We start from the raw sequence: 26,020 nt of genomic DNA, 5'->3' as shown, positions 1-26,020 counted from the left end.
GGGAGTCGACCAACCGGTTCGACGGAATCCGCTTGGTAGAGTCGACCGTTGGTCGACTATCGCGCGCAGCGCGGGATTTCTCGATCTGGACGAAGAGCAGTCGACTAACAGTCGACTCTACCGGCGGGTCGTTTCACGTGCGGGAAGATCTCAGGCCAGCTCAGGTTCCTGCGCCAGCAGGCGATGGAAGCGTTGCAGAACGTAAGGGTCGATCAGGCCACCGGATTGCTCGTCGATGATGCGCAGTACCGTCTCGTGTTCCATCGCGGCACGGTAGGGACGCACGCTGGTCATCGCGTCATAGGCATCCGCAACGGTGACGATGCGTGAGCCCAACGGAATGCTCTCGCCGCGCAGCCCATCGGGATAGCCACTGCCATCGAACGCCTCGTGATGGGCGCGGATCAGCCGCGCAACCGGTGCCGCATCGCTGCGGCCGGTGGCCAGGAAGATATGCTCACCGCGCACCGGATGCTCGCGCATGATCGCGCGCTCCTCGTCGGTATGCCGGCGCGGGGCCAGCAGCACCTCATCGGGAATGCCGATCTTGCCGATGTCATGGAAGCGCGCTGCCAGGCCGATCTGCGCACTGGCATCGTCATCCAGATCGCAGTGCGTGGCCAGGCGCTGCGCGAGCAGGCCAACGCGGTCGCAATGGTGGCGGGTGTAAGCGTCGCGCATCTGCAGCGACATCGAGAGGGCATCGATCAGGCAGGCCTGTGCATGCAGCAGGTCGGGGGCGGGTACGGCGTCAGGAAACATGGTCATCCGCCCGCACCGGGTGGGGACCGGTGCGGGGTGTTCGGGGGCGATCAACCCGGGGCGAGGGTGGTCAGAAGGGCGCGGGCCGCGTTGAAGCGGTCCTCCGGCAACGGCAGCGGATGCTTGATGCGAAGCTTGTCGGGCCCTTCCATGGCATAGAGGTTTGGCTGTTTCTGGATCAGCTGGATCACCGCCATCGGATCGATGTTCGGCTTGGACTCAAACACGATGCGGCCACCGTTCTCACCCAGGTCCAGCTTGCGGATGCCCAGCGCGTTGGCTTTCAGCTTCAGCTCGGCGATGGCGAACAGGTGCTTGGCCGCATCCGGCAGCAGGCCGAAGCGATCGATCATCTCCACCTGCAGTTCGCGCAGCGCATCGCTGTCGCGCGCGCTGGAAATACGCTTGTACAGGGTCAGGCGGGTATGCACGTCCGGCAGGTAGTCTTCCGGGATCAATGCCGGCACATGCAGCTCGACCTCGGCACCACGCACTTCCTCGCCGGCATCCAGGTCGGGCAGCTTGCCCAGCCTGATGCTGCGCACCGCGCGCTCCAGCAGCTCGGTGTACAGGCTGAAGCCGACTTCGGCCATCTGCCCGCTCTGGTCCTCGCCGAGCAGTTCACCGGCGCCACGGATCTCCAGATCGTGCGTGGCCAGGGTGAAACCGGCACCCAGCTCGTCCATCGAGGCGATCGCTTCCAGGCGCTTTTCGGCATCGGGCGTGATCGCGCGGCGGTCAGGAGTGATCAGGTAGGCGTAGGCGCGGTGGTGTGAACGCCCGACGCGGCCGCGCAGCTGATGCAGCTGGGCCAGGCCGAAGCGGTCGGCGCGGTTGATGATGATGGTGTTGGCGTTGGGGATGTCAATGCCCGATTCGATGATCGTGGTCGACAGCAGCACGTTGAAGCGCTGCTTCTGGAAGTCCAGCATCACCTTTTCCAGCTCGCGCTCGGGCATTTGCCCGTGGGCGATGCCGATGCGCGCTTCCGGCACCAGCTCGGACAGCTCGCGCTGCATGCGGCCGATGCTCTCCACGTCGTTGTGCAGGAAGTACAGCTGGCCGCCACGTGCCAGCTCGCGCTGGAAGGCTTCGCGCAGCAGCGCGTTGTCCCACTGGGTGATGAAGGTCTGCACCGCCAGCCGGTTCGGCGGCGGCGTGGCGATGATCGACAGGTCGCGCAGGCCGGCCATGGCCATGTTCAAGGTGCGCGGGATTGGCGTGGCGGTCAGGGTCAGCAGGTGCACGTTGGCGCGCAGCGCCTTCAGGGCTTCCTTCTGGCGCACGCCGAAACGCTGCTCTTCGTCGACGATGACCATGCCCAGGTCCTTGAACTTCACGTCGGGCTGCAGCAGGCGATGGGTGCCGACGATGACGTCGATGGTGCCGGCAGCGACCTTTTCCAGCTCGGCCTTGATCTCCTTGGTGCTCTTGAAGCGCGACAGCACCTCGACCTTCAGCGGGTAATCGGCGAAGCGGTCGCGGAAGTTGCGGTAATGCTGTTCGGCCAGCAGCGTAGTCGGCACCAGCACGGCCACCTGCTTGCCGGCACTGGCGGCGGCGAATGCCGCACGCACCGCCACCTCGGTCTTGCCGAAACCGACGTCGCCGCAGACCACACGGTCCATCGGCTGGCTGCTGGCGAGGTCGCGCAGGGTGGCGTCGATGGCGGCCAGCTGATCGGGGGTTTCCTCGAACGGGAATCCGGCTGCGAACGGCTCGTACATCGCACGGTCCACCTGCAGTGCCAGGCCGGCACGCGCCTGGCGACGGGCCTGGATCTCCAGCAGTTCGGCAGCGACGTCGCGAACCTTTTCGGCGGCCTTGCGCTTGGCCTTGCTCCACTGCTCGCCACCGAGCGAATGCAGCGGCGCGGTTTCCGCTGAAGCGCCGGAGTAGCGGCTGATCAGGTGCAGCTGGGCGACCGGCACATACAGGCGGTCGCCCTTGGCGTATTCGATTTCGAGGAACTCGCCGGGCATGCCGCCGACGTCCATCGCGATCAGGCCACGGTAGCGGCCGACACCATGGTCCTCGTGCACGATCGGTGCACCCTCGGTCAGTTCGCCGAGGTCGCGGATGATCGCTTCCGGCTCGCGGCCGGCACGGCGCGTGCGGCGGGTGCTGCCGGCGCGCTCGGGGAACAGCTGGCGCTCGGTCAGCACCGCGATGCGCGGATCGTCCAGTGCGAAGCCATCTTCCAGCGGTGCCACCGCGATCGCGAAGCGCGCATCGTCGGCGAGGAAGCTGGGCAGGTCGGCCACCACCGGCGGCTTCAGCTCGGCGGCCTGCAGCACTTCCAGCAGGGCCTCGCGACGCCCGGGCGAATCGGCGGCGATCAGTACCCGGCCCGGATAGTGGCCGAGGAAGGATTTCAGCGCGTCGCCAGCGGGGGCCTCGCGCGCGGCCACCGGCAGCGGCGGCAGCGGCTGGTCACCCAGCGCGTGGGCATCGGCGATGCGCGCGTGGTCAGCCGACCACACCTCGATGCGCGGGGCATCGTTCAGGCGCTCGCGCAGCAGCTCCGGCGACAGGTACAACGCCGAAGGCGGCAGCAGCGGGCGCTCCACATCATGGCGGCGCTGCTCATAGCGGTCCGCGGTCTGCGCCCAGAACGCGACGGACGCTTCATACGCACCGGTACAGACCACCGGCAGGCTGCCGTCGGGCAGGTAGTCGAACAGGGTTGCGGTGCGTTCGAAGAACAGCGGCAGGTAGTACTCGACGCCGGCCGGGGCCAGCCCGGACTTCAGATCCTGGTACAGCGAACTGCGCCGGGTATCCACATCGAAACGCTCGCGCAGCGTGGCCAGCACGCGTGCGATGCTGGCCTCGTCCATCGGCACTTCGCGGCCGGGCAGCATGTGCACCGCCTCGACCTTGTCCAGCGAACGCTGGCTTTCCGGATCGAAGGCACGGATCGAGTCGATGTCCTCGTCCAGTAGTTCTACCCGCAGCGGCTCGTCGGCGCCCATCGGGAACACGTCGAGCAGGCCGCCGCGCACCGCGAAGTCACCTGGGTCCATCACCTGCGGCACGTTGCGGTAGCCGGCGCTTTCCAGGCGACGCTTCTCGGCTTCCAGGTCCAGGCGATGGCCGACTTTCAGGTCAAAGCTGCCACCGATCACATAGCTGCGCGGGGCCAGCTGCTGCAGCAGGGTCTGCACCGGCACGATCACCAGGCCGCGCTTCAGCGCCGGCAGGCGGTGCAGGGCGGACAAGCGCTGCGAGATGATGTCCGGATGCGGGCTGAAGCGGTCGTACGGCAGGGTTTCCCAGTCCGGGAAGGCGACCACCGGCAGGGCCGGGTCACCGCCAAGCAGGGTCTGCAGGTCGGCTTCGAGCTGGTTGGCACCGTGGTTGTCACGGGCGATCACCAGCAGCGGGGCGTCATGCGCACGCGCGGCCTGGGCCAGGTACCAGGCCAGGGCGGTCGGCGAGGCGGGGGCGCGCCACCAGGCGCGGAGCTGGCCGGCGCGCGGCAGCGGCGGGGCGGGGTATGAGGTACGCGACATGGACCCCGGATTTTAGCAGAAGCCCGATCGAAGCCCGGTGGGTCGTGCCGGCCGTTTGCCGACGGCCTCACGTGCCGTTGGGGGAACACAATGCCGGCCAGCGGCCGGCACTACCGGGAGGCATGGCCGGGCAGGGCCCGGCGCATCCGTCAGTTGTCCAGCTCCAGCACCATCCGCACCAGGCCTTCGGCACCGGTCGGGTGCGGCACCGGCTTGAAGCCCAGCGAGGCGGCCAGCTGCTTCATCGGCTCGTTCTCGGCGGCAACGTCGCCATACAGGCGGTCGAGGTACTTGCCGCGGCCCCACTTCACCAGCTTGCGCATCAGCTGCCGGCCCAGGCCCTGGCCAATGAGGAAGCGGCTGATCAGGATCGCGTACTCGGCTTCACGGGTACCGGGGATGATCGAGGCCCGGGCGACCGCGCCGACCACCGCTTCGCCAGCGGGCAGGGACTCGGCTGCGACCAGGGTGATCTCGGTCTTGGGATTGGGGTGGGTCAGGCGCTGGGTGGTTTCCGGTGACAGCTCGGTCACCGCCTGCAGGAAACGATCACGGATTTCTTCCGGCCCGAACAGGCTGAACGCCGCTTGCAGCGGTGCGCCATCTTCCGGGCGGATGGGGCGGATCAGCAGCTCGTGGCCGCTGGGAGCCTTGAAGATCTCATGCCAGGGCGGCATGCGGTTGCGAGTGGCCATACCGGGTGATTCCTTGGTGGTCCATCGATTGTGGCATCACCGGGGCTGCATTCCGTGAACGAAAGGCTCACGGCGGTACAGCCTCGTGAAGGCCGTTATTCGGGGGCTTTGAGCCAATCCAGGCGGGTGCTGGCTCCCGGTTCGCCCAGGTGCTGGCGCAGCGCCGGCAGGGCCGGGCCGACCACCCGGTCGAACTGCCACGGCGGGTTGAGCAGCAGCATGCCGCTGCCGTTGAGGCGCAGCGGCGAGTCGTCCGGGCGCACCAGGAACTCGATCGTCATCGCCGACTTGACCGGCAGGGCAGTGGCCTTGCGCAGGAAATGCAGGATGGTGCGGCGCTGCTTGATCGGGAACCAGACCGCACAGGTGGCCTGCGGCCAGCGTGCCAGGGTCTCGGCCAGGGCAGCCAGGATGTTCTGGTATTCGGCGTCCTGCGCCTCGTACGGCGGATCGATCAGCACCAGGCCACGACCGATCTTGCTGCCGTTGAACTTCGGCGGCAGCAGCGAGCGCAGCAGGGCATAGCCATCGCCAGCGCGCACATCGACGCGGCTGTCATGGGCAAACAGGGCCTTCAGCGTGGCCGTTTCGGCTTCCTGCAGCTCGCAGACCGCCATGCGGTCCTGAGCACGCATCGCCTGTGCGCTCAGCAGCGGCGAGCCCGGGTAGTTGGTCAGCGCGCCCACCGGGTTGTCGGCCTGGACCGCCTTCAGGTAGCGCTCGACTACCTCCGGCAGCTTGGGCTGGGCCATCAGCCGCATGATCCCGGATTCGGCCTCGAGGGTCTTGCGGCTCTCTTCGCTGGCCAGCAGGTAGCGGCCGGCACCGCCGTGGGTGTCGAGCACGAAGAACGGGCTGTCCTTGCGCTTGAAGCTGTCGATCAGGGCCAGCTGCACGATGTGCTTGAGCACATCGGCGTGGTTGCCGGCATGGAAGGCGTGGCGATAGTTCATGGGCGGCAGTGTACGGGGCGGCGGCCGCAGCGGCTATGCTGCGCGCCATGACAGCTCCCGTTGCCCATGTCCTGGTAGTCGAGGACGAAGCCGCCATCGCCGAAACCGTGCTCTATGCGCTGCGCAGCGAGGGCTATGCCGCCAGCCACTGCCTGTTGGGCGGGGAGGCGCTGCAGCGGCTGCAGGCCGGGGATATCGACGTGGTGGTGCTGGACGTGGGCCTGCCCGACCTGGGCGGCTTCGAGGTCTGCCGACGGCTGCGCGCGCAGCCCGGGCCGGTGGCGCAGCTGCCGGTGATCTTCCTGACCGCCCGCAACGATGAAGTGGACCGGGTGCTCGGCCTGGAGCTGGGCGCCGACGACTACATGACCAAGCCGTTCTCGCCGCGCGAGCTGGTGGCGCGGGTGCGTGCACGCCTGCGCCGTGCGGCGCCGGTCATCGCAGCGCCCAGCGCCGATGCAGGCTGGCAGGAACATGGCGCGTTCGCCATCGACCGCGAAGGCCGGCGCATCCGCTTCCGTGGCCAGGCACTGGACCTGACCCGCTACGAGTACGCGCTGCTGGAGGCGCTGCTGCAGCGACCCGGTGCCATCCTCAGCCGTGCTCAGCTGATGGACCGTGGCTGGGACAGCAGCGCCGACAGTGCCGACCGCACCGTCGATACCCATGTAAAGACGCTGCGTGCCAAGCTGCGCGCGGCCGGTGCCAGCGACGACCCGATCCGCACCCACCGTGGCCTTGGCTACGCGCTGGAGGTCTAGCCGATGCGCCTGGTGCTGAAGCTGTTCCTGGGCTTCTTCCTGATCACCGGCATCGCGGCCTTCTTCGTGATGCGCGTGTTCGTCAACGAAGTGAAGCCGGGTGTGCGCCAGGCGATGGAATCGACCCTGGTCGACGCGGCCAACGTGCTGGCCGAGATGGCCGCGGCCGACGTCAAGGACGGCACCATCCGCAGCGGCAGCTTCACCCGCAACCTGGCCAAGGCACGGCAGCGCGACCTGAAGGCAATGGTCTGGCGTTTCCCGAAGCGCTCGCTGGATTACCGGGTGACCATCACCGATGCCAAGGGCATCGTCATCTACGACTCGCTGGGCCGTGACCTTGGCCGCGACAATTCGCGCTGGAATGATGTCTACCGCACTCTGCGTGGCGAGTACGGTGCCCGTTCCAGCCCCGAGATTCCGGGCGAGGAAGGCGATACGGTGATGCATGTGGCGGCGCCGGTATACGACCCGGCCGATGGCCGCACCCTGATCGGCGTGCTCAGCCTGGCCCAGCCCAACCGCAGCATTGATCCGTTCATCGCTGCCAGCCAGCGCGCCATCATCGAGCGCGGTGCCTGGCTCATCGGATTGTCGGCGCTGGTCGGCGTGCTGGTGACGATGTGGCTGACCACTGGCCTCGGCCAGCTCAGCCGCTATGCACGCGCGGTCAGCGCGGGCGAACCGGTGCCACCACCACGGCGCCGTCGCGACGAGATCGGCGATCTCGGCCAGGCGCTGGAAACGATGCGCCGCAAGCTCGAAGGCAAGGCCTACGTCGAGCAGTACGTGCAGTCGCTGACGCACGAGATGAAGAGCCCGCTGGCGGCGATCCGCGGTGCCGCCGAACTGCTGCAGGAGCCGCTGCCCGAAGCGGACCGCGTGCATTTCGCGCGCAGCATTGTCGATCAGCAGGAACGGCTGACCGAGACCATCGACAAGCTGCTGGCGCTGGCCGAAGTGGAACAGCACGGCTGGCTGCAGACCCGCGATCCGATCGCGCTGCAGGCATTGCTGGCCGATGCGGCCGCGGCCGCGCAGGTGCGCGCGCAGGCGGCCGGTGTGCGGGTCCACATCGGCAACGTGCCCGACCTGCGGGTGCAGGGCGACGGCTACCTGCTGCGGCAGGCGCTGCACAACCTGATCGACAACGCGATTGCCTTCTCGCCCTCCGGCGCGGAGATCGCGCTGCAGGCCGAGGTGGACGGGCAGGGCGTGCGCCTGGAGGTGGCCGACCGCGGCGCCGGCATCCCGGACTATGCGCGCGAGCGGGTGTTCGAACGCTTCTATTCGCTGGCGCGGCCCGGCAGCGGGCGGCGCAGTTCCGGCCTGGGCCTGCCATTCGTGCAGGAAGTCGCGCGCCTGCACGATGGACGCGCCAGTGTCGACGTCCGCGAGGGCGGCGGCACCGTGGCCAGCCTGTGGCTGCCATCGGGTGCGCCGGGCCAGCGCCCGCGCCGCTGACTTCACACTCGCTTCAAATTCGCCACAAACCCTGCTCACCCCAGCGGTCCATCCTGCAGCCCTCTCCAACGAGGATGGACCATGAAATCCCTGAAGATGCTGCTGAGGTTCGCCATTGTCGGCGGGCTGACCCTGCTGCTGCTGGTGCCGCTGACCATGATCCGCGGGGTCATCAACGAACGCAGCGCATACCGCGACGAGGCGTTCTCGCGGGTGGCCGACAGCCGCGCCGGTGCACAGCAGCTGGTGGGTCCGGTGCGGGTGGTGCCATGGGTGGAACGCAAGCAGGTTGAACTGGTCGACCCGCTGGGCGTCAAGAAGACCGAGATACAGGTCACCGAGGGGCACTGGCTGCAGATGCCGGCGTCGCTGGAGGTGGGCGGCGAGATGCTGCCGAGCCAGCGCGAAGTGGGCCTGTTCAAGGTACCGGTGTACAGCTGGAACGGCCAGATGAAGGCGACCTTCGCCGCAGACGACTATCCGGTGAAGGCCGGCCGCAGCTACGGCCAGCCGTATGTCGCGGTTGGTGTATCCGATGTGCGTGGCCTGGTGGGTACGCCGAACCTGCGCGTGGATGGCAAGCAGCTGCGGTTGCTGCCGGGCGTTGGCGCGGCCAGCGAGGTGGGGCGAGGCCTGCACGCACCGGTGGCCGGTTTCGCTGCGGATCAGGGCGGCACGCTGGCTGCCAGCACGGTTGAACTGGAGCTGCGCCTGGATGGCAGCCGCATGCTGTCGGTGGTGCCGTTGGGCGATGACACCCACATCGCGCTGCGTTCGAGCTGGCCGCATCCGTCGTTCAGCGGCGCGTTCCTGCCCAACGAACGCCGCGTTGATGCGCAGGGCTTCGATGCACGCTGGGCGGTGTCCTCGCTGGCCTCCGATGCCCAGCGCCAGCTGCGCAATGATGGTGCGGTCGAATCGCAGGCGGTGACGGTGTCGCTGGTCGATCCGGTCGATACCTACACCCAGGCCGACCGTGCCTCGAAATACGGCGTGCTGTTCGTGCTGCTCACCTTCGTCGGCTTCATCCTGTTCGAGCTGATCAAGTCGCTGCGTATCCACCCGTTGCAGTACCTGATGGTGGGCCTGGCGCTGGCGATCTTCTTCCTGCTGCTGATCAGCCTGTCCGAGCACATCGCGTTCTGGAAGGCCTATCTGGTCTCGGCGGTGGCCTGTATCGGCCTGCAGGCGGTGTACCTGGCCAATGTGCTGGGCCACTGGAAGCGCGGCCTCGGCTTCGCGGCGCTGCTGACCGTGCTGTATGGCGCGCTGTATGGCCTGCTGGTGTCGGAGAACAACGCGCTGCTGATGGGTTCGCTGCTGCTGTTCGTGATCCTGGCGCTGGCGATGTGGGTGACCCGCCGGGTCGACTGGTACGCGCTCGGCGCGGAACTGAAGTAAGGAGCAGGCCATGGGCTGGCGCCAGGGATTGCGGCAACGGGCACGGCAGGGCATTCCGGCCCTGTTGGAAGTGGATGCACTGCTGCAGGCACATGGCGTGCTGGCGGCCCTGCCGGGGGCGCGGATCGCCCCCGGCCTGGTCCGCTTCCAGCTGGCGGCGGTGACCTGCGAAGGTTTGCAGGCGCAGGGATTGCGCTGGCTGCAGGGCGCGCGGCAGGGACGCGGCGCGGTGGCTGGCCGGGTGCCGCGCTACCGGCCATGGAAGGCCGGGGCGGAGGCGCTGGCCGAGATCGGTATCGGTGGCCTTCTGGATGACTGGCCCGCACACGCGGCGGTGTACGGCTGCAGCAGCATCGACCGGCGGCACTGGTTGCTGCTGCTGCCGGAACGGGCACAGTTGTGGTTGGGATGGAGCGGGTGATTGGGCTGTTCATCCACGCATGGCGTGGATCTACTGTTGTGGGTGCGAACCTTGGTTCGCACGCTCCCGCCCATGACCGATGGGACGGTATCCCCGCGCCCCCGCTGGCTAGACTCGACGAGTTGATGATCGAGCCGAAGGGCAGGGGTGCGATGTGTTGAAGTGGGGCATGCTGGCCGCAGCGCTGGCGATGGGTGGCAACGCAGGAGCGCAGCAGCGCGAGACGGTGGACCTGGACATGGTCAGCCGCATCCGCCAGGAGGCCTTCCACCGTTCGCAGGTGATGGACACCTTCAGCTATCTCACCGAGCGCATCGGCCCGCGCCTGACCAACTCGCCGGCCATGGGTCGCGCCAACGCCTGGACCCGCGGCAAGTTCAACGAATGGAAGCTGGACAACGTCCACGACGAGGCCTTCGACGACTTCGGGCGCGGCTGGGAGTTCACTTCGGCGAGCGTGGAGATGCTGGGCGACCGCGTGCAGCCGCTGCATGCACTGCCCAAGGCCTGGACGCCGGGCACCAAGGGGCCGGTTGAAGGCGAGCTGGTCCAGGTCGAGATCAAGAAGCCCGAAGACATCGAGAAGTACCGCGGCAAGCTGCGCGGCAAGATCCTGCTGCTGGGCGAGGCGCGCGAGTACAAGCGCGGCACCGAGGCGGATTCGCATCGCCACGACGCCACCTCGCTGGAAGGCCTGCAGGAGTTCACCCTGCCCAAGGACAAGGACGCCACCGCCGAACGTGCCAAGCGGGTCAAGGAGTACCAGGAACGCCAGCAGCTGGCGACCAAGGTCAATGCGTTCTTCGTGGAAGAGGGCGCGCTGGCCTCGATCAGCATCAGCAGCTGGGACAACGGCATCATCCGGGTTGCCGGTGGTGGTTCGCGCAAGGCCGGTGAGTCGGTGGGCATCCCCGAGCTGGCGATGATCAGCGAGCACTTCAATCCGCTGGTGCGCGCGCTGGAGGCCAAGCAGACGGTGCGCCTGCGCGTGGATGTGGCAGCGCGCTTCACCGATGAGGCCGACCAGCCCGGTTACAACACGCTGGCCGAGATCCGTGGCAGCAGCAAGCCCGATGAAGTGGTGATGATCGGTGCGCACCTGGATTCCTGGCACAGCGGTACCGGTGCGGCCGACAACGCGGCTGGCGTGGCGGTGATGATGGAGGCGATGCGCATCCTCAAGGCCACCGGCGCCAAGCCCAGGCGCACCATCCGCGTGGCGCTGTGGAGCGGTGAGGAACAGGGCCTGATCGGCTCGCAGGCTTATGTGGCCAAGCACTTCGGTCGTTTCCCGGAACCCACCGACCCGGCGCAGAAGGCGCTGCCGGCCTCGCTGCGCGAGCCCACCGGCGCGCTGCAGAAGACCCGCGATTACGGCAAGTTCCAGGTCTACTTCAACATGGACAACGGCTCGGGTCGCTTCCGCGGCATCTATGCGCAGGAAAACCTGGCGGCGATGCCGATCTTCGAAGCCTGGCTGGCGCCGTTCCATGACGTGGGTGCCACCACCGTGGCCACCCGCAACACCGGCAGCACCGACCACATCAGCTTCGACCGCATCGGCCTGCCGGGCTTCCAGTTCATCCAGGACCGGCTGGACTACTTCACCAATGTCCACCACAGCCACCTGGACACCTGGGACCACGCCGAACCGGAGGACCTGAAGCAGGCCGCAGCCATCGTCGCCTCGTTCGCCTACAACGCCGCGATGCGCGAGCAGCCGTTCCCGCGCAAGGTGGAACCCTAAAAGGGGACGGAGGGGATTAAGTCGTTTCTCCCCTCCGTTTCCCGGTTGCAGCGCCTCAGGCTGGGCAAGCGCGACTTAATCCCCTCCGTCCCCTTTTTCCGTCGGGGGCGGAGGGCTGGTAAAATCGGGGGATTCCCGTTCCTCGAGCCGTCCATGACCTGCCGCACCCGCTTCGCCCCCAGTCCCACCGGCTACCTGCACATCGGTGGTGCCCGCACTGCGCTGTACTGCTGGCTGGAGGCCCGCCACCGTGGCGGCGAGTTCGTGCTGCGCATCGAGGACACCGACCGTGAACGCAGCACCCAGGGCGCGATCGACGCGATCCTGGAGGCGATGGAGTGGCTGGGCCTGGACTATGACGAAGGCCCGATCTACCAGACCGACCGCGTCGCCCGTTACCTGGAAGTGGCCGAACAGCTGGTGGCCGACGGCAAGGCGTATTACGCATACGAGACCCGCGAAGAGCTTGACGCGATGCGCGAGGCCGCCATGGCCAGGCAGGAGAAGCCGCGCTACAACGGTGCCGCGCGTGACCTGGGCCTGCCGCGCAGGGATGATCCGAACCGCGTCATCCGCTTCAAGAATCCGCTGGACGGCACCGTGGTGTTCGACGACCTGATCAAGGGCCGTATCGAGATCGCCAACAGCGAGCTGGATGACATGGTCATCTTCCGCCCGGACGGCTACCCCACCTACAACTTCGCGGTGGTGGTGGACGACTGGGACATGGGCATCACCGAGGTCATCCGCGGCGACGACCACATCAACAACACCCCGCGCCAGATCAACCTGTACGAAGGCATCGGCGCGCCGGTCCCGAAGTTCGGCCACATGCCGATGATTCTGGACGAGCAGGGCGCCAAGCTGTCCAAGCGCACCGGCGCGGCCGACGTGATGCAGTACAAGGACGCCGGCTACCTGCCGGACGCGCTGCTGAGCTACCTGGCCCGCCTGGGCTGGTCGCACGGTGACCAGGAGCTGTTCAGCCGCCAGGAACTGATCGATCTGTTCGACGTGAAGGACTGCAATTCCAAGGCCTCGCGCCTGGACATGGCCAAGCTGGGCTGGGTCAACCAGCATTTCCTGAAGACCGAGGACGTGGCCGCGATCGTGCCGCACCTGGTCTACCAGCTGCAGAAGCTGGGCCTGGACGTGGCCGCTGGCCCGGCCCCGGAGGACGTGGTGATCGCCCTGCGTGAACGCGTGCAGACCCTGAAGGAAATGGCCGAGAAGGCCGTGGTCTGGTACCAGCCGCTGACCGAGTACGACGAAGCAGCGGTGGCCAAGCACTTCAAGGCCGGTGCCGAGGTGGCGCTGGGCAAGGCCCGCGAGCTGCTGGCCGCCCTGCCGGAATGGACCGCCGAGTCGGTGGGCGTCGCCCTGCACGACGCGGCCGCAGCGCTGGAAATCGGCATGGGCAAGGTTGCCCAGCCGCTGCGCGTGGCCATCACCGGCACCCAGGTCAGTCCTGACATTTCCCATACCGTTTACCTGGCCGGCCGCGAGCAGGCCTTGAAACGCATTGATGTGGCCATCACCAAGGTAGCAACGGCCTGAGGCATCCTTGCCAGGCCCGAACCGGAGAACACGCATGCCCGCCAAGACCGCCACCGCCTGTACCGCCCCGCACCACCACGTCCACGACGCATCGGACTTCGTGGCGGTGGTCGAGCGCGTCTCGCGCGAACGCGGGCTGCGCCTGACCCCGATCCGCGCCAACGTACTGAAGCTGATCGCCGAGGCCGGCAAGCCGGTCAAGGCGTACGAGCTGCTGGAGTGGGTGCGCAACGGCAAGGGCGTGGGTGCTGACGCCCCGCCCACCGTGTACCGCGCGCTGGACTTCCTGATGGCCAATGGCTTCGTGCACAAGCTGGAATCGGTGAATGCCTTCGTGGCCTGCCACCATCCCAGCAGCGCCGCGCATTCGGTGCCGTTCCTGATCTGCAACAGCTGCCACAGCGCGGTGGAGCTGGAAGACCGGGAGATCGTCACCCAGCTGGAGAAGCGCGCCAAGGAGCTGGGTTTCCAACCGCAGGCGCAGACCCTGGAAGTGCATGGCCTCTGCGCGCGCTGCGCCGGCTAACGCAACGGTAGTGCCGGCCGCTGGCCGGCATTTTGGAAACGGTGCGGCAGGGCCTGCGTCTTAGTCCATCGCCTTGGAACGGGTATCCACCCGCACGATCACCGACATGCCGGGGCGCAGCTGCGCGGCCAGCTTCTGGCCTTTGTTGATCGATATCCGCACCGGCAGCCGCTGCACCACCTTGGTGAAATTGCCGCTGGCGTTGTCCGGGCGCAGCACGCTGAATTCCGACCCGGTGGCCGGCGCGATCTCCTGCACGCGGCCCCGCAGCACCTGGCCCTGGAACGCGTCCACCGAGAACGTGGCCGGCTGGCCGATCGCCATCCCCCAGGTCTGGCCTTCCTTGTAGTTGGCCACCACCCACAGCGTGTCAGGTACCAGGAACAGCAGCTGCGAACCGGCGGCGACGTACTGGCCCACGCGTACGCTGGCTTCGCTGATCTGGCCGTCGCGCGGCGCGTGGATCACCGTGTTGGCCAGATCGATGCGCGCCAGTTCCAGCTGCGCCTGCGCGCTCTCCACCTGGGCCTCCAGGCTCTTGCGCGCTACCTGGGTCGATACCAGGGTCTCCTCGGCGATGCGGATCTGCGCCTGCGACTGCTGCACGCTGGCCTGCGCCGAGGCCTGCGCGGTGCGGAACTTGTCGCGATCGTTGATCGACACCAGCTGCTGCGCAGCCAGTTCCTCGTAGCGCTTGGTCTCGTTGCGTGAGCGTTGCAGCTCCGCCTGCCCGGCCGACAACGTGGCGCGGGCGGAGGCAATCTGCGCACGGTTCTGCGCCTGCGACTGGTCCGAGTTGGCCAGGGCCGCGCGTGCGCTGTCCAGCGTCGCCTGCGCCTGGGCGACCCGCTGCGCATAGATGCGGTCATCGATGCGCAGCAGCGGCTCGCCTTCCTTCACGTGCTGGAAGTCCTTCACCAGCACCTCGGTTACATAGCCGTTGACCTGTGGCGCCATCACCGTGATCTGTCCGCGTACATACGCGTTGTCGGTCACCATCACGCTGCTGGTGAACGGCCACAGGTGCCAGGCGCGCAGGATCAGCGCAATGCCCAGCAGGGCCACCACCACCATCACCACCACGCTGCGCGCGCTGGGCTTGAGGTACTTCGGCGCGACAGCGGGTTCTACCGGCGTAGGGGCAGGCGCCGCGTCGGTCGGCGGCGGTGGGGTTACGTTGTCGGCGTCGTCGGGTCGGGGCGGGACGGGAGGCATGGTCGAGAACTCAGCGGGGCGCGGCCGGCGTGGCCACAGCGGGGGAAGTGGGGTGGCGCTTGCGCCATTGCTTGAGCACGGCGGTGCGCAGCGACAGCAGCAGCAACCAGCACAGGAAGCCGATGGCCAACCAACCGCTCAGCGTGAACACATCATTGAAGCCGCGTACGTTGGCTTCGCGGCGCGTCGTCTGCGCCAACTGCGCGCTGCCCTGCGCGCTGCGCAGCACCGGATCGGTGATCTGGGCGACGTACAGCTGCTGTTGGATGCGCAGGCGCTGTGCCACCACCGGGTCGGCCGGGTCGAGCTGGCTGGTCAGCGCGCTGGAATACAGCTGCTCGCGATGCAGCTGGAAGGTCCCCAGCACGGCCGAGCCGGCCAGGCCGCCCAGCGTCTGCGTGATCGACAGCGTCACCAGGAAGGTGATCATGTGGTCCACGCCCTGTTTCAGCGCGGCGGAAATGCCGAGCATGATCAACGGGCCCATGAACATGCCGGCACCGACCGAGGCCAGGAACTGGCTGGCGTAGAAGTCGTGCGGCCGATCCATGCTGGTGCGGTGCTGGTCGAAGAACGCGGCGGCGCCCAGCAGCAGGATCGCCATCAGCAGCTGCGGGATCAGCCGTTTGGGCCCGAAGGTCAGTGCAGTGCCGGCGATACCGGTGATCACGCCGGCAAGAATCACCACGAACAGCGGCCGCAACTGATCAGGGCCCATGCCGAGCGTGCGCATCAGGTTGACCACGCCGTAGGACTGCTCGGTGGTCAGGAAGCGGATCAGGAAGGCGCCGACGATGAAATGCAGTACGGGCAGGCTGGCCAGCCAGCGTGTCTGCAGCAGCGGATTGCGCCGGTAGTGCTCGATGACGAAGGCGGTGGTGGACAGCACGATCGAGGCGACCAGGGCCCAGCCCAGCCACGGCGTGTTAAGCCACCAGCGGGTGTAGCCCTGCGCCAGCACGATCACCAGCAGCGCGACGGCCGGTGCGAGCAGGGCAAAGGTGAGGAAGTCCAGCGGTTCGAAGGCCTTCACCTGGATGCCGGGCGGCAGCTTCAGCACCACCACTGCCGCGAACGCGCACAGTGCCAGCCCGGCTTCGAATGAGTAGAGCTGATGCCATTGGCCGGTATCGACCAGGCCTGGTGAAACGATCCAGGCGATCGGCACCGCCAGCTGCGAGAGGCCGACGCCGACCACCAGCAGGTTGCCGGTAAAGCGGCGCGGCAGCGCCTGCAGCATGTATAGCGTGCCCAGTGTCGAACAGGCCGCACCCGCGAAGCCGCTGGCGGCGCGGGTCAGCATCGTGGTCTCGAAGCTGCCGACGAACAGGTGCAGTACCGCCAGCGCTGCGTACAGGCCCAGCCCGATCTCGGCGAACAGGCGGATGCCGTACTGCTGGCGGAACTTGAAGGCCAACAGGTTGGCGGTGACATTCACCATGGCATAGGCCGCCACCAGCCAGCTGCCCTGGGTCGGGGTCAGTGCCAGCTGGCCTTGCAGGAACGGCAGGTTGGCGGTAACCAGCGCATTGCCGAGGCCGCCGGTGATCGCCACCAGCAGTGATACCAGCGCATAGGCCGCGCGCCGATACGGCGGGTGCCAGGGCATCGATGCCGAACCGGGCATGGTCGGCTTTTCGTGCTCCTCCCAATCCGGAACCGGCTTCAGATACGGCTGGACCATCAGCGAGCCTCGCTGGTTGCTCCCTGGAGACCCCCGCGCAGCAGCTGCAGGGCGCGCCCGGCCAACTGGGCGCGCTCGTCGCGGGTCTTGCCGCGCAGGGCCGCACCCAGCATGCCCGAGATCAGTGAAATATCCGTCTTTTCCAGGTCGGCACGGCACAGCCCGGCGGCCTTGGCGCGCGCGATCGGTTCCTCCAGCAGGTCGCGCACGGTCTCGCGCGCGGCGCGCATGGACGGCACGTCCGAATCGACCGCACGCCAGTAATCGGCCAATGCCGGCGAATCAATGATGCGCTGGGCCATGCCCTCGAACACCTCGAACAGGGCGTCGTCGCGGTCACCGAGCTGCTCGACCTGGCGCCGGATGCGGTCGACCGTGCGCTGCAGCAGCGCCTGGATCAGCGCGGTGCGGTCGGGGAAATTGCGGTACAGGGTGGCGCGGCCTACCTGGGCGCGTTCGACCACCAGGTCCAGCGGGGCGGTGACACCATGTTGGCCGAACACATGATCGGCGGCATCGAGGATGAGGGCACGGCGGGCAGCAGCATCGGCACGTTGGGCAGTCATGGAATTATTTTCGGACAAAAGTGTCCGATTGGCGAGACATTGGGTGACGGGATTGTCCGCTTGTTGTGGTACGCACATCTTTGTGACGGATGCGTGATGGCGTGGGTCGAAATGAAAACGGGGGCCCGAAGGCCCCTGTGGAATGGCGTGGGGGTCAGAGCCCTTTCCTTCGAGAAGGGCTGCGACCCCGCCGTGTGCGATCAGAAGAACGCGCGGATGCCGAATGCGACACCACGGCCTGGCAGCGGCGAGTAGTCGCGCAGCAGCGAGGTATGCGGACGCACTTCGCGGTTGGTCAGGTTGCTGCCATCCAGGAACACCTCGTAGCTGTTGCTGGCGTTGCGATCCCAGCGGTAGGCCAGGTGCGCGTCGACCAGGGTGTAGCCGTCGCTCGGGGCTTCGTTCTGGGCGACGTCCTTCTGGCGGCTGTAGCGGACCGCACCGACCGAAGCGCGCCAGCCGTCCTTCGACCAGCGCAGGTCGGCGCCGACGCGGGCCGGTGCGATACGCGGCAGATAGCCGGTGTTGGCCAGTTCCACCGTGTAGTTGTGGTTGTGGTCGCCATGCGGCACGGCGATGTCCAGGTTGCGGCTGCCGCTGCCATCCAGCTTGGCCCTCACGTAGTCGCCGAACAGGCGCAGATCCCAGTCACCGGCGCCGCCCTCGAACAGGTGCACCAGCGCTTCGGCCTCGGCACCGCGGAACACCGCATCCTGCTGCGTCCAGGTGCGCACCGGCAGGCCCTCGGTGATGCCGGTGTCGGCCAGGTAGATGAAGTCCTTGAACCTGGTCTGGTAGACCGACGCGGAGAAGTCCAGGTGCTCGCTGTGGGTGTGGATACCCAGTTCCACGCGCTGGCCGCGCTCGGTCTTCAGGTTGGCGTCGCCGATTTCCAGCGAACGGGTGGCGATGTGCGCGCCGGCGGCATACAGCTCTTCGTTGGTCGGTGCTCGCTCGGAGCTGTCCACGCCGATGCGCAGGTCAACGGCATCGTTGAGCTTCCAGATGCCAGCGGCAGACAGGTTGGTGGCGCCGAACGTGCGGCGGCGGTAGTCACCGCTCGGGTCCAGCTTGACCTGATCGTGGCGGCCGCCCAGTTCCAGCTTGAACGGGCCGAACTGCTTTTCCTGCAGCACGAACAGGCCGATGTTCTTGGTGCCGGTATCCGGAACGAACGCCTCTTCGCCCTTGGCACCGAAATCACTGTTGCCGAACTGCAGGCCGAAGGCGCCGTCCCAGCCGCCGATCTGCTGCTGCACCGCTTCCAGGCGCGCTTCGATGCCGCGGTTGGTGAAGCGGGTCGACGGCGTACCGGCTTCCAGCTCCACGTGTTCGTAGTCGGTGTAGGCCACGCGTGCGTTGATGTTCTTCAGGAACGAGACCGGGTTGTAGATGCCGGCCTTGGTCTCGAAGCGGTTCTGCACCATGTCGATGCGCACGTCGTGCTCGTCGCCGCCTTCCTCTTCGTCGCCATGGTCGTGACCGTGGTCATGGCCATGATCGTCACCATCGGCGTGCACGTGCGCGCCATTGGGAATGCCGTAGTTGGTGCGGTAGGTACTGGCCGATACGCCGAAGTAGCCGCCGTCGCCCAGCCACGTTGCGCCGACGCCACCGGCGCGGGTGCGGATCGAGCTGTTGTCGAGGCGGCCGCGGCGCGGCTCTTCGCCTTCCTCGCCCGCATGATCATGATCGTGGTCGTCGTGGTGGTCTTCCAGGCTGTCGATCACCGCGTAGCCGGGAATGCGGTAGTCGTCGCCATTGCGGACCAGGCCATCCACATGGAGCACGACGTTGCCGCTGACGCCATCGAGGCGGAACATGCCGCTGCGCTCGTTGTTCACCGAATTGCCGCGCAGTTCGGCACGACCGCTGAGCGGCCGCTCAGGCAGCTCGCGCGCGATGCGCCCGTCGACCACATTGACCGCACCACCAATGGCGCCGCTGCCGAACAGCAGCGTGGCCGGGCCCTTCAGTACTTCGATCTGATCGGCCAGGAACGGTTCGATGCTGGTGGCGTGGTCGGCGCTGACCGTGGACGCATCCATGTTGCCCATGCCGTTGGACAGCACGGCCACGCGCGGGCCTTCCTGGCCACGGATGATCGGGCGGCCGACGCCGGGGCCGAAGAAGGTGCTCTGCACGCCGGGCAGCTTGGCCACGGTATCGCCGAGGGTGCCGGCCTTCTGCTCGTCCAGGCGTTCACCGGCCAGCACCTCCACCGGGCGCGCCAGGGATTCGGCATCACCCTGCAATGGCGACGCGGTGACCTGCACCGACGACAGCTCGGTCAGGTGGCGGTCACGATGGGCGGTGTCCTGGCCGGCTGCAAAGGCGACGGACGGCAGCAGGGCGGCGAGCGCCAGGGCCAGGGAATGCGGCTTGAGCCGAGGGGTGTGGGCGGGCATGGACGGGTCCTTTGTTACAATGTATCAATCGCGGGGCGCACGAATCCAGTCGATGGGACAGGGGGAGGGAAACCGTGCGGGTCGGAGAGGGATGTTATATTATTCCATAACGATTCGCCGACCCTGCTGGAAGTCATGTCCCTGTCCTCACGCCTGCGCCACCTGCTCGACCGTTTCGGCGCCACTGGTTCGATGCTGTGCGCGGTGCACTGCGCGGTGATCCCGGTGCTGCTGGCCGCAGCGCCTTCATTGGGTCTGTCGTTCTGGCTGAGCGACGGCGTGGAACAGGCGCTGGTGGTGTTCGTGACCCTGCTGGGGTTGTTCAGCCTGGTCTGGGGCTACCGCCGGCACGGTGCGCTGCGTGCGCTGGGCTTCCTGATTCCCGGCCTGGTCGCATTGTGGGCCGGCGTGCTGTATGACCCGCTGCACCACAATGCGGTGCCGCACGCGGTGGTGATGACCATCGGTGGCCTGCTGGTGGGTGTGGCCCATCTGGTCAACCTGCGCCTCAACCACGGTCACGTGCACGACGCCAGCTGCGCGCACTAGGCGCTCCGTGATAGGATTTTCGATCGTGCGCGGGGGCGCCCAGCAAGGCGGCCCCGCCGAACCCGTGTCAGTACGGGGTAACCAGATTTCACATTTGAGGAGTTGAAGACATGGGTAAGGGTGACCGCAAGACCGCCAAGGGCAAGCGCTACAACGCCAGCTATGGCAACGCCCGTTCGCACACCGCCAGCAAGGTCGCCGTAGGCGCCGCCGCTCCGGTTGCCAAGAAGACCGTGGCCAAGGCTCCGGCGAAGAAGGCTGTGGCGAAGAAGGCCGTCGCCAAGGCCTGATCCGGTCGAGCGACCGGTTCAATGAAAAACGCGGCGCCTGGCGCCGCGTTTTTTTATGCCTGTCCGGTGAGCCGAGCGTGGGTTCGGCTCTACAACCGCATCAGCGCAGTGTCTTCTTCAGCGTTTCCGGATTGCCATCGTTCGGCGCGGCCGGTACCTGCAGCAGGTGGGCCAGCAGCGGATAGACATCGACGTTGTCGAAGCTATCGATCACCAGGCCCTGGCGGAACGACGGGCCGCCGGCCACGAACACTGCGCGCATGGAAGGCAGTGCGTTGTCGTAGCCATGCGAACCTCGATCCTGCTTCGCACGCTTGGCGATCTTCTCCTGGTGCAGGGCATCCCAGCCTTCATCCATGACACAGACGATGGCCGGAACCCGCGGATGCGTGCCGTAGTGCCAGCGTGCCGGCAGGTTCTCCTTCTTCCAGCATTCGTAGTGCGCGTGGCGTCCGAGCAGGGCGCGTTCGGCTTCCGCTTCGCGGCCGGCGACCGGCGCAAAACCCACTGACTGGCCTTGGCTGATATTGCGTGCAATGGCCGGGTCGGCCATCGACTCGGTGGCGATCACGTTGCCGTCGGCGACGCTGGCCATGCCGTGGTCGGAGACGACGATCACGTTGGTGGTCTTGGCCAGATCGCGCTGCTGCAGCCCGTCGAGCACCTGGCCGACGATCTGGTCGGCGCGCACGATGGCGTCGGCGTACTGCTTCGACCCGGGGCCGTAGTTGTGGCCGGCCTTGTCCACGTGTTCCATGTACAGCGTGGTGAGGCGCGGTGCATCAGCATCGGTCTGTGCCAGCCAGTCGAGCACGATGCCGGCCCGCTGCTCCAGCGGTTCCTTGCCGTCGTATACGCGCCACTTGCTGGGGCGCACGCCGCGGATTTCAGACTCACTGCCCGGCCACGCCGTGGTGGCCGAACGTACGCCAGCGTTCTCGGCACTGACCCAGATCGGTTCGCCACCCCACCAGCCGCTGGTGGTGACTGCGTCGCGGTTGCTCAGTTCGAAACGGCCCAGGGTTGCATCGTCCATGCTGTTGTTGACGATGCCGTGGTGGTCCGGACGCAGGCCGGTGACGATGGTGTAGTGGTTGGGGAAGGTCAGTGACGGATAGGACGGCGTCATCCAGCGTGCACGCACGCCGCCGTCGATCAGTCGCTGCAGGTTCGGAGTGAGCCCACGGTCCAGCGCATCGGCGCGCAGGCCGTCGATGGAGATCAGCAGCAGCTTCGGAGGCGAAGCCGCAGCGGCGGAACCGGGAACGGAGGCGGAAGGGGCGGGCGCGGTGGTGCAGGCGGCCAATGGCAGCAGCAGCGCCAGCGCGCAGGTCAGGCGTACGGAAGTCATCCACGCATGATAAGCCCGCGCAATGACGCGCCCAAGACACGGCGCGCTATCGCGCCCCGTGTCCGCGCATTTTTCCTTATCGCCGCGCCTGTCGGCGCGCCCCCTTCAACAGGAAGGGGGCTTTTCTCCAGACATAATTCCTGATGCTTCCATCCACGCATGGCGTGGATCTACCGTGTCGACCAAGGTCGACACCTACCAACAGTTGCGCAGAATGACGTCCGGACAGATCGCCGGAACCTGTCGAAGGCTGGGTGGGTCCGGTTGCAGGGGCGTGAGCGCCATGGATGGCGCGACCGAGCTTACAGGGACGTACTTGCAGCGTCCCCTGCAACCGGACCCACCCTGCCTCCCCCCAGGAAGCCCGCTGTTGCTGTTGCTGTTGCTCTAGCCTCTGCGGGTGCCGGGCGCAGCCCGGCCAGCCCTCTCAGGCGAACAGCGGGGCCTGGCGTTGTTCCAGCCGTAGCAGTGCCGCCTTGGTTTCCAGTCCGCCGCCGAAACCGGTCAATGCGCCGTTGCTGCCGATCACGCGATGGCAGGGCAGGATGATCGGCAGCGGATTGCGCCCGTTGGCCGCGCCGACCGCGCGGGTCGCACTGGGCTGGCCAAGGTGCTGCGCCAGCTGCAGGTAACTCCAGGTCTGGCCGAACGGAATCAGTGCCAGCGCCTGCCACACCCGCAGCTGGAACGGCGTGCCACGTGGCGCCAGCACAAGGTCGAAGCTGCTGCGTTCGCCGTGCAGGAACTGCAGCAGCTGTTCGCGCGCTTCCGGCAGCGCATCCGGTGCGTAGTGCCAGTCATCGCGTCCGCGTGCCGGATGGCGGTTTTCGGGGAAAAGCACGTGTGACAGGCCACGTTCGTCACCGGCGATGGTCAGCACGCCGATGGGGCTGTCGAAGCGATCAAACAACAGGGTCATGTCGGTTCTCCAACGAACGTGCCGGACAGGTGCCACAGGTGCAGCACGGCGTAGGCGCGCCACGGGCGCCACGGTTGCGAGCGCGCTTCAGTTGCACGTTCGCTCAGGCGCTGGCCCTGTGCGTGGCCGAGCACCTGCTGCAGCACCAGGTCGCCGGCGGGGAAGGCGTCGGGCTGGCCGAGCCCGCGCAGGGCGATGTACTGCGCGGTCCACGGGCCGATGCCGGGCAATGCCACGCAGCGCGCAACAAAGTCTTCCAGGGCCTGCCCGGGTCCGAAGTCGAGCTGGCCGCTGGCACATGCAGCGGCCAGCGCACGCACCGTGGCGGCGCGGCTGCGCGGCAGGCCGATCGATTCCAGCGGCGCCTCGGCCAGCACCTCGGGCGCTGGGAACTGGCGATTGAACTCGAACGGCATGCCCGGCAGATGCGCCCCATACGCATCCACCAGACGCCGCGCAAAGGTAGTGGCGGCGGCGACGCTGACCTGCTGGCCGAGCACGGCGCGTACGCCGACCTCGAAGCCATCCCAGCCGCCCGGAACGCGTAGCCCCGGGCGTTCGGCGATGCCGCGTGCCAGCAGCGGTTCCTCGCCCAGGGCGGCATGGACCTGTTGCAGGTCGGCGTCCAGATCGAACACACGACGCACACGGCGCACGATGTCGGGGATCAGGCGCGGGTCGACCGCACCCAGCTGCAGACGCAGTTCCGGGCGCTTCGGGTCGGCGGTGACGCGCAGCAGGGTGGGGCGCTCGGGTGTGCCGAGCACGCGCTGGTAGCTGTCTTCGCCGATCAGTTCGATGCCAGGCAGGCTGCGCTTGCGCAGGAAGGCCAGCATGCGCGGGAAGTCCAACGGTGGGCGGTACACGAGCCGCAGTACCAGGCCGCCGTCATCGGCGGCCAGCGGCTGGTGCTGGCGACGCAGCGCCGTCGGTGCCATGCCGCAGCCCTGCAGGAAGGCGGTATTGAAGCGGCGCAGACTGTTGTAGCCGGCGGCCAGCGCAACATCGGTCACCGGCAGCGTGGTTTCGGTCAGCAGTTGCTTGGCCAGCAGCAGGCGGTGGGTGGCATGGATCTGTCCGGGTGTTGCGCCGAGATGTTCGACGAACAGGCGCTGCAGCTGGCGCGCGCTGAGGCCGATCTTCTGCGCGAGGTCTGCAACGGGCTGCTCCTGCAGGAAGCCGCCGTGGATGATGGCGAGGGCGCGCTGCACGGTTTGCCCGGCCAGTGCCTGCTGGGCCTGCGGTGCCAGTTCGGGGCGGCAGCGCAGGCACGGCCTGTAGCCGGCAGCAGCGGCCGCGGCAGCGGTCGGATAGTAGGTGATGTTGCGTGGCTTCGGCGGCGGCGCCGGGCAGACGGGGCGGCAATAGATGCCGGTGCTGCGCACGGCGGTGAAGAAAACGCCGTCGAAGCGTGCGTCACGGGCCAGGCGGGCGCGGTCGCAGGCGGCGGTGTCGAGGGCGAGGGCGGTGTCCATGGCGCCAGTCTAGGCCTCTGGCGACGGCGATACTCGCCACATTCGGACATGGATGCTGAAGGGCGTCAGGCCGGGCTGCGCCCTGCCCCCGTGGTAGTGCCGGCCGCTGGCCGGCAACGGCAACAGCAGAAGCTGGTTTCCTGCGGCAGGGCGGGGTGGGTCCGGTTGCAGGGGACGCTGCAAGTACCCCTCCGGGGCCCGGCCCAGCCGCTGGCGGCTGTGCGTTCGGGCGCTTGCGAAGCAGTGCTTCGCAAGCAAAGCGCCCTCACCCATGTAGCTCGGTCGCCGCTTGCTCGTGTGCGCTGTCCTGCGCACACGGCAAGACCGGGGTTGGGCGTCCTGCCCAACCCGCCCGAGGCATGCCTCGGGCCCATGGCGCTCACGCCCCTGCAACCGGACCCACCCCGCCTTCGAGAGGTTCCTGCGACATGTCTTGCGGGCGTTCTGCGCTGCTGTTGGTGGGTGTCGACCTTGGTCGACACGCTTTTCCCAAGGGTCAGAAGGGGTTCAGTGCCACGCGCTGAATGCGTGCCCCGGACGGGTAGACTGTGGCTCTTGCTCACGTGAAGACCGGTTGCCCGATGTCCGCCAAACTCCGCTGGTTGCCCCTGTTGTGCCTTGCCCTGGCGGGCTGCAGCCAGCTGGAGAATCCGGGCAATGTCACCGCCGCCGACAAGGCCGCGCGGGCGCCGGCCAGCGATGGTGAGAACATGGTGTCGATCAATGCCGCCGATGCACCACCACCGCCGGCGCCGCCGCGCAGCCGGGCGGATCGGCCGTGGCCGCAGGCGCAGTTGGAGAATGGCCGCGCCTGGGTCAGCTGCAGTACCGAGTACGCCGGTGAGGCGGGCGATGGCGTCGAGCTGGAGGGCCTGCAGCGCGAACAGATCACCCAGGCACTGGCGCCGTGCGCCGAGCGCGGCCTGATGCGTGTGCGTTACGCCGGCAAGATCAATCCGGGCTTCGCCGAGATGATGTGGCGACTGGCCGTGGTCGCTGACGAGCAGAAGATCCACAAGCGCATCCTCGACTTGGATTCCAGCGGCGGCCAGGTGGAATCGGCGATTGTCGCCGGCGACAGCATCGGTGAATCGGGCTGGACGATCTGGGTGCGCGAGGGCTCGATCTGCCACAGTGCCTGCGTGTTCGTGCTGGCTGCCGGTGACAACCGCCTGCTGTCGGGCAAGGTCGGCATCCACCGCATGATGCGGATCAGCTCCAAGGCCACCTCGCGCGCGGAACTCAACCGCGAGCTGCACGAGGTCTACGACAACGTGAAGGACTACCTGCAGCGCAACGGCGTGGCGGTGGGTGTGGCCGACCTGATGATGACCGTGCCCAACCGCAGCCTGCGCCTGCTTACGCAGGATGAGCTGCGCCAGTACGGCCTGGACGGCACCAACGCGGTGCAGGACGATCTGGAACGGATCAAGCAGATGCGGGCCTGTGGTGACGACTTCGTGCAACGCAAGGACGCGTTCCTGATTGCCTTCGACCAGCAGTGCAAGCGCGAAGGCGCCGACATGGAATCGATCAACAGCTGCGGCCAGGCACTGAAGCGGCGCTTCGGTTTCCCGGATGCGGTGTGCCCGGAAGAAAGCCCACTGTCGGAGATCGATGTGGCAACGCTGCCACCGGCACCGTCGGAGCCGCCGCCGGTGGCCGAACAGGCGCCAGTGAACACCGCCGCGCCCGCCGCGCAGGCTGATGCGGCAGCGGTGGAGGGCAACGCCCCGGCACGCTGACGGCATAGTCACCGCG

21 protein-coding genes are annotated in these 26,020 nt (G+C 67.4%); 10 read left to right on the top strand and 11 right to left on the bottom strand.

What is annotated here, in order from left to right:
• Positions 1-150: 150 nt before the first annotated feature.
• The 4 genes from AC5P67_RS07465 to AC5P67_RS07450 all read right to left on the bottom strand — a co-directional run bounded on the left by AC5P67_RS07465 (position 151) and on the right by AC5P67_RS07450 (position 5,925).
• Positions 151-768, bottom strand: a complete 618-nt coding sequence (locus AC5P67_RS07465) for an HD-GYP domain-containing protein (protein WP_111117908.1) — start codon at positions 766-768, stop codon at positions 151-153.
• Positions 769-812: 44 nt separating this feature from the next.
• Complete coding sequence (mfd, locus tag AC5P67_RS07460) at positions 813-4,277, bottom strand: transcription-repair coupling factor (protein WP_495214440.1); 3,465 nt, start codon at positions 4,275-4,277, stop codon at positions 813-815.
• Between the two features lie 149 nt (positions 4,278-4,426).
• Positions 4,427-4,972, bottom strand: coding sequence for a GNAT family N-acetyltransferase (locus tag AC5P67_RS07455; RefSeq protein ID WP_004150340.1), 546 nt, complete (start codon positions 4,970-4,972; stop codon positions 4,427-4,429).
• A gap of 95 nt (positions 4,973-5,067) precedes the next feature.
• Entirely contained in the window at positions 5,068-5,925 is an 858-nt protein-coding gene (locus tag AC5P67_RS07450; RefSeq protein ID WP_005408683.1) for a 23S rRNA (adenine(2030)-N(6))-methyltransferase RlmJ, read from the bottom strand.
• Between the two features lie 35 nt (positions 5,926-5,960).
• Here AC5P67_RS07450 and creB point away from each other — a divergent pair, with 35 nt between their 5' ends.
• The 7 genes from creB (at position 5,961) to AC5P67_RS07415 (ending at position 13,802) form a co-directional block, all read left to right on the top strand.
• Complete coding sequence (gene creB / locus AC5P67_RS07445) at positions 5,961-6,686, top strand: two-component system response regulator CreB (protein ID WP_080047689.1); 726 nt, start codon at positions 5,961-5,963, stop codon at positions 6,684-6,686.
• Between the two features lie 3 nt (positions 6,687-6,689).
• Positions 6,690-8,150 (top strand): two-component system sensor histidine kinase CreC, encoded by a 1,461-nt coding sequence (gene creC, locus AC5P67_RS07440; RefSeq protein WP_111173827.1) that lies wholly within the window; start codon positions 6,690-6,692, stop codon positions 8,148-8,150.
• A gap of 81 nt (positions 8,151-8,231) precedes the next feature.
• Positions 8,232-9,551, top strand: a complete 1,320-nt coding sequence (gene creD / locus AC5P67_RS07435; protein WP_099527829.1) for a cell envelope integrity protein CreD — start codon at positions 8,232-8,234, stop codon at positions 9,549-9,551.
• A 10-nt stretch (positions 9,552-9,561) separates the two neighbouring features.
• Positions 9,562-9,972 carry a hypothetical protein gene (locus tag AC5P67_RS07430; protein WP_111173828.1) on the top strand — a complete coding sequence of 137 codons (411 nt, stop codon included), beginning with the start codon at positions 9,562-9,564 and terminating at the stop codon, positions 9,970-9,972.
• 169 nt (positions 9,973-10,141) lie between these two features.
• Positions 10,142-11,719, top strand: coding sequence for a M20/M25/M40 family metallo-hydrolase (locus AC5P67_RS07425; RefSeq protein WP_049397508.1), 1,578 nt, complete (start codon positions 10,142-10,144; stop codon positions 11,717-11,719).
• A 153-nt stretch (positions 11,720-11,872) separates the two neighbouring features.
• Positions 11,873-13,276: a glutamate--tRNA ligase gene (gltX, locus tag AC5P67_RS07420; protein WP_111117912.1), complete on the top strand. Its 1,404-nt coding sequence runs from the start codon at positions 11,873-11,875 to the stop codon at positions 13,274-13,276.
• Between the two features lie 34 nt (positions 13,277-13,310).
• Positions 13,311-13,802, top strand: coding sequence for a Fur family transcriptional regulator (locus AC5P67_RS07415; protein WP_004150412.1), 492 nt, complete (start codon positions 13,311-13,313; stop codon positions 13,800-13,802).
• 60 nt (positions 13,803-13,862) lie between these two features.
• Here AC5P67_RS07415 and AC5P67_RS07410 read toward each other — a convergent pair whose 3' ends face one another.
• From AC5P67_RS07410 to AC5P67_RS07395, 4 genes are all read right to left on the bottom strand, one after another.
• Positions 13,863-15,017, bottom strand: a complete 1,155-nt coding sequence (locus AC5P67_RS07410; protein ID WP_111117913.1) for an HlyD family secretion protein — start codon at positions 15,015-15,017, stop codon at positions 13,863-13,865.
• A 10-nt stretch (positions 15,018-15,027) separates the two neighbouring features.
• Positions 15,028-16,701: an MFS transporter gene (locus tag AC5P67_RS07405; RefSeq protein WP_049407113.1), complete on the bottom strand. Its 1,674-nt coding sequence runs from the start codon at positions 16,699-16,701 to the stop codon at positions 15,028-15,030.
• The gene (locus AC5P67_RS07400; RefSeq protein ID WP_005408692.1) at positions 16,701-17,267 is read right to left on the bottom strand and encodes a TetR/AcrR family transcriptional regulator; all 567 of its coding nucleotides are present in this window, start codon (positions 17,265-17,267) and stop codon (positions 16,701-16,703) included. The genes AC5P67_RS07405 and AC5P67_RS07400 overlap by 1 nt, the downstream gene beginning before the upstream one ends.
• A 200-nt stretch (positions 17,268-17,467) precedes the next feature.
• Complete coding sequence (locus AC5P67_RS07395) at positions 17,468-19,675, bottom strand: TonB-dependent receptor (protein WP_111117914.1); 2,208 nt, start codon at positions 19,673-19,675, stop codon at positions 17,468-17,470.
• A 135-nt stretch (positions 19,676-19,810) separates the two neighbouring features.
• Here AC5P67_RS07395 and AC5P67_RS07390 point away from each other — a divergent pair, with 135 nt between their 5' ends.
• On the top strand, positions 19,811-20,224 hold the full coding sequence (locus tag AC5P67_RS07390; protein WP_008264835.1) for a MerC domain-containing protein: 414 nt from the start codon (positions 19,811-19,813) through the stop codon (positions 20,222-20,224).
• Positions 20,225-20,334: 110 nt separating this feature from the next.
• On the top strand, positions 20,335-20,514 hold the full coding sequence (locus AC5P67_RS07385; RefSeq protein ID WP_004150462.1) for a 30S ribosomal protein THX: 180 nt from the start codon (positions 20,335-20,337) through the stop codon (positions 20,512-20,514).
• A gap of 100 nt (positions 20,515-20,614) precedes the next feature.
• Here AC5P67_RS07385 and AC5P67_RS07380 read toward each other — a convergent pair whose 3' ends face one another.
• The 3 genes from AC5P67_RS07380 to AC5P67_RS07370 form a co-directional block, all read right to left on the bottom strand.
• Positions 20,615-21,865 (bottom strand): alkaline phosphatase family protein, encoded by a 1,251-nt coding sequence (locus tag AC5P67_RS07380; protein ID WP_099481208.1) that lies wholly within the window; start codon positions 21,863-21,865, stop codon positions 20,615-20,617.
• 427 nt (positions 21,866-22,292) lie between these two features.
• Positions 22,293-22,784 (bottom strand): methylated-DNA--[protein]-cysteine S-methyltransferase, encoded by a 492-nt coding sequence (locus tag AC5P67_RS07375; protein ID WP_021202265.1) that lies wholly within the window; start codon positions 22,782-22,784, stop codon positions 22,293-22,295.
• The gene (locus tag AC5P67_RS07370; protein ID WP_099523286.1) at positions 22,781-24,259 is read right to left on the bottom strand and encodes a DNA-3-methyladenine glycosylase 2; all 1,479 of its coding nucleotides are present in this window, start codon (positions 24,257-24,259) and stop codon (positions 22,781-22,783) included. The genes AC5P67_RS07375 and AC5P67_RS07370 overlap by 4 nt, the downstream gene beginning before the upstream one ends.
• A gap of 581 nt (positions 24,260-24,840) precedes the next feature.
• Here AC5P67_RS07370 and AC5P67_RS07365 point away from each other — a divergent pair.
• Positions 24,841-26,004, top strand: a complete 1,164-nt coding sequence (locus AC5P67_RS07365; protein WP_111117852.1) for a COG3904 family protein — start codon at positions 24,841-24,843, stop codon at positions 26,002-26,004.
• Positions 26,005-26,020: the final 16 nt, after the last annotated feature.

It is taken from the genome of Stenotrophomonas sp. YJH_SMC_21 (assembly GCF_059369555.1).
This window is presented reverse-complemented; position numbering and strand designations above follow the sequence as displayed.

Excerpts from the sequence above, each read along its gene's own strand:
- AC5P67_RS07430 (WP_111173828.1), top strand. The coding sequence starts at position 9,562 with ATGGGCTGGCGCCAGGGATTGCGGCAACGGGCACGGCAGGGCATTCCG.
- creD (WP_099527829.1), top strand. The coding sequence starts at position 8,232 with ATGAAATCCCTGAAGATGCTGCTGAGGTTCGCCATTGTCGGCGGGCTG.
- AC5P67_RS07385 (WP_004150462.1), top strand. The coding sequence starts at position 20,335 with ATGGGTAAGGGTGACCGCAAGACCGCCAAGGGCAAGCGCTACAACGCC.
- mfd (WP_495214440.1), bottom strand. The coding sequence starts at position 4,277 with ATGTCGCGTACCTCATACCCCGCCCCGCCGCTGCCGCGCGCCGGCCAG.
- AC5P67_RS07365 (WP_111117852.1), top strand. The coding sequence starts at position 24,841 with ATGTCCGCCAAACTCCGCTGGTTGCCCCTGTTGTGCCTTGCCCTGGCG.
- AC5P67_RS07375 (WP_021202265.1), bottom strand. The coding sequence starts at position 22,784 with ATGACCCTGTTGTTTGATCGCTTCGACAGCCCCATCGGCGTGCTGACC.
- AC5P67_RS07415 (WP_004150412.1), top strand. The coding sequence starts at position 13,311 with ATGCCCGCCAAGACCGCCACCGCCTGTACCGCCCCGCACCACCACGTC.
- AC5P67_RS07425 (WP_049397508.1), top strand. The coding sequence starts at position 10,142 with ATGCTGGCCGCAGCGCTGGCGATGGGTGGCAACGCAGGAGCGCAGCAG.
- creB (WP_080047689.1), top strand. The coding sequence starts at position 5,961 with ATGCTGCGCGCCATGACAGCTCCCGTTGCCCATGTCCTGGTAGTCGAG.
- AC5P67_RS07410 (WP_111117913.1), bottom strand. The coding sequence starts at position 15,017 with ATGCCTCCCGTCCCGCCCCGACCCGACGACGCCGACAACGTAACCCCA.
- AC5P67_RS07370 (WP_099523286.1), bottom strand. The coding sequence starts at position 24,259 with ATGGACACCGCCCTCGCCCTCGACACCGCCGCCTGCGACCGCGCCCGC.
- AC5P67_RS07405 (WP_049407113.1), bottom strand. The coding sequence starts at position 16,701 with ATGGTCCAGCCGTATCTGAAGCCGGTTCCGGATTGGGAGGAGCACGAA.
- AC5P67_RS07390 (WP_008264835.1), top strand. The coding sequence starts at position 19,811 with ATGTCCCTGTCCTCACGCCTGCGCCACCTGCTCGACCGTTTCGGCGCC.
- AC5P67_RS07455 (WP_004150340.1), bottom strand. The coding sequence starts at position 4,972 with ATGGCCACTCGCAACCGCATGCCGCCCTGGCATGAGATCTTCAAGGCT.
- AC5P67_RS07465 (WP_111117908.1), bottom strand. The coding sequence starts at position 768 with ATGACCATGTTTCCTGACGCCGTACCCGCCCCCGACCTGCTGCATGCA.
- gltX (WP_111117912.1), top strand. The coding sequence starts at position 11,873 with ATGACCTGCCGCACCCGCTTCGCCCCCAGTCCCACCGGCTACCTGCAC.
- AC5P67_RS07395 (WP_111117914.1), bottom strand. The coding sequence starts at position 19,675 with ATGCCCGCCCACACCCCTCGGCTCAAGCCGCATTCCCTGGCCCTGGCG.
- AC5P67_RS07400 (WP_005408692.1), bottom strand. The coding sequence starts at position 17,267 with ATGACTGCCCAACGTGCCGATGCTGCTGCCCGCCGTGCCCTCATCCTC.
- AC5P67_RS07450 (WP_005408683.1), bottom strand. The coding sequence starts at position 5,925 with ATGAACTATCGCCACGCCTTCCATGCCGGCAACCACGCCGATGTGCTC.
- AC5P67_RS07380 (WP_099481208.1), bottom strand. The coding sequence starts at position 21,865 with ATGACTTCCGTACGCCTGACCTGCGCGCTGGCGCTGCTGCTGCCATTG.
- creC (WP_111173827.1), top strand. The coding sequence starts at position 6,690 with ATGCGCCTGGTGCTGAAGCTGTTCCTGGGCTTCTTCCTGATCACCGGC.